Source organism: Clostridium sp. CAG:221, assembly GCA_000435835.1.
Taxonomy (GTDB): Bacteria; Bacillota; Clostridia; order Clostridiales; family Clostridiaceae; genus Clostridium.
Genome location: FR883369.1, coordinates 17,307 through 23,651 on the forward strand (window position 1 = coordinate 17,307; position 6,345 = coordinate 23,651).

A 6,345-nucleotide genomic window follows, 5' to 3' on the forward strand; every position below is an offset into this window, starting at 1 on the left:
TAAATCCTGGATTCGAAGCAATCAAAGCTACAGTTAAAGAAAAAATGGAATTATTCGGATCAATTAACAAAGCTTAATTTTTCCATATTAAAAGAGCTGCTTAATGGCAGCTCTTTTTTCATTATGTATTTTCTATTATTATTGTATGTGCTATTGGCTTCCATTCAACCTTTTTAAATAAAGCAACTATTGCTATTGGTATATATGTAGCAATAAAGAAAGGAAAAGTGAAAGTATATATTATCTTCTCAAAGGCTGTAGCTCTAATTTCCTTCCATTCTGTTATTGTTGTCAATGCTCCAAAAGCAAGCAAAGTTAAATAATAGTTGGAAATGGTATAGATTATGCTAGAAGCAGCTTCAAATAGTAATATAGTATTTCCCTTACTTAATATGGCTATGGTGAATACAGCTAAGTTTACTATTAAGCCCACCAAGGAAATAAACATTGCTGGTGCTACGGTCATCAACATATCAAAGGATGAAAAAGATTTATTTTTAAATATATTTATAAATAGTTTCCAGCCCTCTTTCATAAATACCTGATAAAATCCTTTAGACCAGCGTAATCTTTGATTCCAAGATTGCTTAAAGGTACAGGGTTGCTCATCATAAAATTTTGCCTTATGGCAATACCCTATCTTTTCACCCTTTAATACAATATCTACGGAAAACTCCAAATCTTCAGTGAGCAAATGATACTTCCAGCCATTATTCCTTTTAATAATTTCATCACTTACTAGAAATCCTGTGCCAGATATAGCACAGCTGGTATTTAAAATCATTCTTGCATTATTAAGATACTTTGATTCACGCAAAAACCACAATGCATATCCTGCAGAAATCCAATTAGAATTAAAATTTTTCGAATTTCTATAGCTAGTTATTACTTTATATCCATTATCAAATAGCTTGTTCATTTCTGAAATATAATTCCTATCTAAAATATTGTCAGCATCAAAAATAAAGTAGCCTTCATATCCCTTTTCTTTATACTCTTGCATTATTATCTTAAAAATATAATCTAAGGCATATCCTTTGCCCACTAAATCTTTATTTGTTCTTTCATAAACAATTGCTCCTGCTTTCCTAGCAATTTTAGCAGTATCATCAGAGCAGTTATCAGCCACTACAAATACATCTATCAATTCCTTGGGATAATTTTGTTTCTTGATACTTTCTACTAACTGTCCTATTACTAATCTCTCATTTCTAGCACTTATTATAACAGCATATCTATGTTTAAGAGATTCTTCAAAACATTTGCTTTTTTTAAATACTCCTATAAAGGCATAAAAAATTTGATATAAATATAATAGTAAAAATAAAAGTAACATTCCTATATTAAAAATTATTATAAAATTATACATAACTCCTCCTCAGGAATATTAATGTCATAACATATATTATTATGTCATTTCCTAAGGTTTTATATTCATTCAATTTATAATATAGCCTACACCTTCCCCCTTAGCTTTTAAGTTAATAATTATTAATTATCCCTTAAAATAAAACTATCTATCATTTTTCTTGCAATGGACATCTTCTTTGGTAGATTAGGTAAATTATCCTTCTTAAACCATGCTGCATCTAGTATCTCTTTGCCATCTACCTTTATTTCCCCACTTTCATATTCTGCAAAGAAGCCTATCATTAATGAATTTGGAAAAGCCCATGTTTGATTTCCATAATATTTGATATTTTTTATCTTAATTCCTACTTCCTCAAAAACTTCTCTTTTCACCGTACTTTCTAAGTCTTCTCCTGCATCTACAAAACCAGCAATTATACTATAGATATTATCTTCAAAGTTTTTATTATGTGCTAAAAGTATTTCATCACCTTTAGTAATAGCTACTATTATAGCTGGGCATATAACTGGATATGTTACTGCTCCACATTTAGTACACACCTTAGCTCTTTCATCAGCTTTATCTATATTAGGCGCACCACACCTACTACAATATTTATGATTATTATCCCAATTTAATATGTGATTGGCCCTTCCTGCTATAAAAAAGACTTCTTCATCTATAATTTGTCCTAATTGATATAATGATACAATTTGAAAGTCTCCTGGTAGTCTTTTTATATCTTCACATTCAATTATGTAACATTTACCTATATTAAATTCACCAAAGCAATACTCTTTATTAATAGTTAAACCTAATTCTTCTATTTCCTCTCTCTTAGGAATATTTATTTCATTAGCATTAGACTTAATTATTAATTGTCCTTCATAAAAAACAAAGCATATATCCTCCTGAGAGGACCCTTCATGATCATTTAATATAGATTTAAAATTTAAATACTCAAAATTCAAAATTAAACCCCCTCTAAAAATTGCTATGCAATTTTAATGATGAATGATGAGTAATGAATGATGAATTAAGGAATAAACTCCTTAAGGAGTTTAGAAAAAAATATAATTTTAGAAACTCTTTGAGTTTCAACAATAATTCATCATTCTTAATTCATAATTCATCATTATCTAAGTTCATAATTATCTAAGCTTCTGTTCTAATAACTTCAACCTTGTATCCATCTGGATCTGTTACGAAATAATACTTTGGTGGTTCTCCAGGAAGACCTTTTAATGGAGTAACTTCATAACCAAGTTTTAAGTGTTTTTCTCTTAATTCTTCAATATTTGGCGCTCCTATAGCTATATGACTAAATCCATTTCCTATATCATACGGCTTTTCTGGATCATAATTATAAGTTAATTCTAACTCATATCCATCTTCTTTATCTGATAAATAAACTAATGTAAATTTATGCTCTGGAAAATCCTTTCTTCTTGTTTCTATTAACCCTAATACCTCTTTATAAAACTCTAAAGATTTTTCTAAATTAGCAACTCTTATACATGTGTGTAACATTTTTGCACCCATAGTATTTCCTCCTAAAATATAATAATGTAAAACTATTTTATCATTATATTTTTTAATAATCTATACCTCTGCTGTAACTTTATTCCACGTATTAATTCTCTCGATGAAAGCTATTGTATTACTTTTAGCTTCTTTATTAATTTTAACTAAATATTTCTTTATATTCCTTGTAAAAATTTCAGCATTTACTTTTGCTAAAAAATCACCTTTGAATATATTCATGATATTGCTTATCTTTCCATCTCTAACTTCTGATTTTAGCTTATACTGACTATTTTCTAAAATATTATTACATCTTTCTATAAATTTATTTATATTTTCTTCAGTATTAACAAGTTGGAACTTATCCAAAATTGAATCACCTATAGTATTTTTATTATTAAATAATACTTTAGCATATCTTCTCATAAATTCACTACTAGCTATAAAAAATTCAATTTCACTATCCATATAGCTTATATAAATATAATCATCAGTAATTCTAGATATTTTGAATCCTAAACTATTAAATATTTTATTGTACTCATCCTCAAACCTTTTAATAAAACCTTTACAATAAATCACTGATGCTATTTTTTCATTTATCATACCCTTATTTTGATCTATTCCTTTGATTATTCCTGATAGATTTTTTTCAGTAAGCCATTTTAATATTTCTTCATCACATAAAAACTTTTCTTCTTTCATAATTCCCTCTCCTCATTTACCCATTACTTTATAATTTATATACCTATATTACCATATTATGTTAATATTTATATCCTATTGTAATACAAATATTATTTTATGTAAATATTAACATATAGCATTTTTTCTATATTTATCCCCGCAAAAAAAGATGCTTTAATATTCTACTAAAGCACCTATTATATTTCTTATCCAGTTACTCTTTTACTTTTAAAATTATAACTTATTTTTCCTAAATCATATATCATATCTTCATCAATATTTTTTATTTTATCTAAAAACAATTCTTTTAATTTAAAAAAACCACACTTATAATACTCATTAATTTTATTTGCCTCTAAGCTGCATCCTATGGAAAATATCATAACTGCTATCAATATAGCTACCATTTCTTCCCGCCTATTATCTACGCCTCCTATTGCTATTGCCAATAATGCAGTGAAAACATAGCCCAATTCTATTTTTTTATTTAAATTTGCACTATTATTTTCTATATAAAACTCACTATATCCATCAGTTATATAATATTCTTCTGACTCTACCAGCAAAAAAACCTTATTTTTTATAGCAAAATCTCTATATTCAGCCTTTATATTCTTTTCCTTACATCTATTTCTTTTCTGTGACCTTATCAAAGCTTGTACTTCTTCTACCGTTCCTTTTACAAGATCTATTGTGTATCTATTCAAAAAACTTAACGCTGTATTTTTTCTATATAATGAAAGATTTACTCCTGACAAATCCAATAATACTGGTACTTCTCGTTTCTTAGCTATTCTCAATGCTCTTTCCATTGCTAATATCTTTCCATTATCCAACGTTTCTAATCCAATTACTAATGAATTACTTTCTGCAGTTATTTCATGAATTTCTTCAATTCCATAAGCCATTATACTTCTTCCATTAAAAATTCTTACTACTTCTGCAAAATCATTGGCTTTAGTTATATCTGAAATATAATGTACTTTGGGATTTGTTTTCCTTTCCTTCTCTAAAATACCAGCAATCAATCCTTTGCTAAGTTTCATTTTTTATTATCCTCACTTTATTATCTAGAGTGCAACATGCCTATAATATAGTATTCTTATTTAATCAATAGTGTTAAAAGATTACACCTTTAGTTATATATTATAAAAGTGGACAAATTAAATTGCCCACTGTATTCTCATGATGGTCTTACTGTTCATCACCAAAGACCTTTTTCTTTAATACTAATCCTGCTTTTGTAATTGCAACTCCACCTAAGGCAGTTTCTCTAAGTTCAGATGGAAGGCTCTTACCTACTTGATACATAGCTGTTACTGCATCATCAAAAGGAATATGAGAGCTAACACCAGCCATAACTAACTCTGCTGTTGATAATGCACTTACGGCACCAGCAGCATTTCTTTTAGCACATGGTATTTCTACTAATCCAGCAACAGGATCACATACTAATCCTAATATGTTTTTTAAGACTATAGCAGCTGCATCTAAGCACATCTTTGGCGTTCCACCCATCATCTCAACTACAGCAGCTGCTGCCATAGCTGACGCCGAACCACATTCTGCTTGACATCCTCCTTCTGCTCCTGAAAGAGTTGCATTTCTTCCTATAATCATTCCTACTGCCGAAGAAGTAAATAAAGCCTTTATTAGCTCATCATCACTTCTTTTAAGTCTTTCTCCTGCTGACAAAACTACTGCAGGCAATATACCACAAGATCCTGCTGTAGGACAAGCCACTATTCTCCCCATAGAAGCATTTACTTCTGATGATGATAGAGCCATGGCCATTGCTTTTACAATGACATCTCCTGTTAAAGTTTCATTGTTTTCCAGGTATTTCTGCATCTTATAGCCATCTCCACCAATAAGTCCACTAACTGAATGAACTTCTTTAGCTCTACCTTCATTAGCTCCATCTTTCATAACTTCCAATACATTTCTCATTCTAGAATAAGCTTCTTCTCTTGTTATTTCTGCCTTTTCCATTTCTATTCTAATGGCATATTCACTTAATGGAATATTCTCTGCTTCACATATTCTTAATAACTCTTCACCATTTTTAGCTTCTAGCATTTTATTCACCATCCTTAGTTGGGTTAATCATAATAACTTTTTTTATGTATCCAAAGCTTTTAATTTGTTCTACAGCTTCTTGGCTTATTTTCCCATCTAATTCAAAAACCATAGTTGCTTCTTTTCCTTTTTGACTTCTAATTACCTTCATAAAAGCTATGTTTATATCTAGCTCAAATAATAGTGCTGTAACTTGTGATACTACTCCTGGTACATCCATATGAGAAATTACTAGTGTTGGATATGCACCAGTAAATTCGATCTTACTTCCATTTACTTCTGTAACCATAATGCTTCCGCCACCAATAGATGAACCTACCATTTCATATTCTTCGCCTTCTCTGCCTTCAATTAATACCTTAACTGTATTAGGATGAACGTCTCCAAGATCAGCTTCTTGAAAAATTATTTTAATACCTTCATCTTCTGCAATATCCAATGCATTTCTCAATCTTAAATCACTAGGTTCCATACCTAATATACCTGCTGCAAGAGCCCTATCTGTACCATGGCCCTTATATGTTTTAGCAAAAGATCCATGTAATAAAAATATAACTTTTTTTATGTCACCTCCAGCAACAGCCCTTGCTATCTTACCAAGTCTAGCTGCACCTGCCGTATGAGATGATGATGGTCCAACCATTATTGGCCCTAAAATATCAAATACACCTACGCTTTTCATAAAATACCCCCAGTCTTTTTTT

Annotated in this window: 7 protein-coding genes; all 7 read right to left on the reverse strand. The window is 29.8% G+C overall.

The window, feature by feature from the left end:
* Positions 1–121: 121 nt before the first annotated feature.
* A complete protein-coding gene (locus Q5O44_RS02360) occupies positions 122–1,369 on the reverse strand; it encodes a glycosyltransferase family 2 protein (protein WP_022166782.1) in 1,248 nt (415 codons plus the stop codon).
* A 122-nt stretch (positions 1,370–1,491) separates the two neighbouring features.
* Positions 1,492–2,322, reverse strand: a complete 831-nt coding sequence (gene nudC / locus Q5O44_RS02365) for an NAD(+) diphosphatase (RefSeq protein WP_022166783.1) — start codon at positions 2,320–2,322, stop codon at positions 1,492–1,494.
* A gap of 184 nt (positions 2,323–2,506) precedes the next feature.
* Positions 2,507–2,893 (reverse strand): VOC family protein, encoded by a 387-nt coding sequence (locus Q5O44_RS02370; protein ID WP_022166784.1) that lies wholly within the window; start codon positions 2,891–2,893, stop codon positions 2,507–2,509.
* 60 nt (positions 2,894–2,953) lie between these two features.
* A complete protein-coding gene (locus tag Q5O44_RS02375) occupies positions 2,954–3,580 on the reverse strand; it encodes a hypothetical protein (protein ID WP_022166785.1) in 627 nt (208 codons plus the stop codon).
* A 188-nt stretch (positions 3,581–3,768) separates the two neighbouring features.
* Entirely contained in the window at positions 3,769–4,608 is an 840-nt protein-coding gene (locus Q5O44_RS02380) for a hydroxyethylthiazole kinase (RefSeq protein WP_022166786.1), read from the reverse strand.
* 148 nt (positions 4,609–4,756) lie between these two features.
* Positions 4,757–5,641 (reverse strand): L-serine ammonia-lyase, iron-sulfur-dependent, subunit alpha, encoded by an 885-nt coding sequence (gene sdaAA / locus Q5O44_RS02385; protein ID WP_022166787.1) that lies wholly within the window; start codon positions 5,639–5,641, stop codon positions 4,757–4,759.
* A 1-nt stretch (position 5,642) separates the two neighbouring features.
* A complete protein-coding gene (sdaAB, locus tag Q5O44_RS02390; RefSeq protein ID WP_022166788.1) occupies positions 5,643–6,323 on the reverse strand; it encodes an L-serine ammonia-lyase, iron-sulfur-dependent subunit beta in 681 nt (226 codons plus the stop codon).
* Positions 6,324–6,345: the final 22 nt, after the last annotated feature.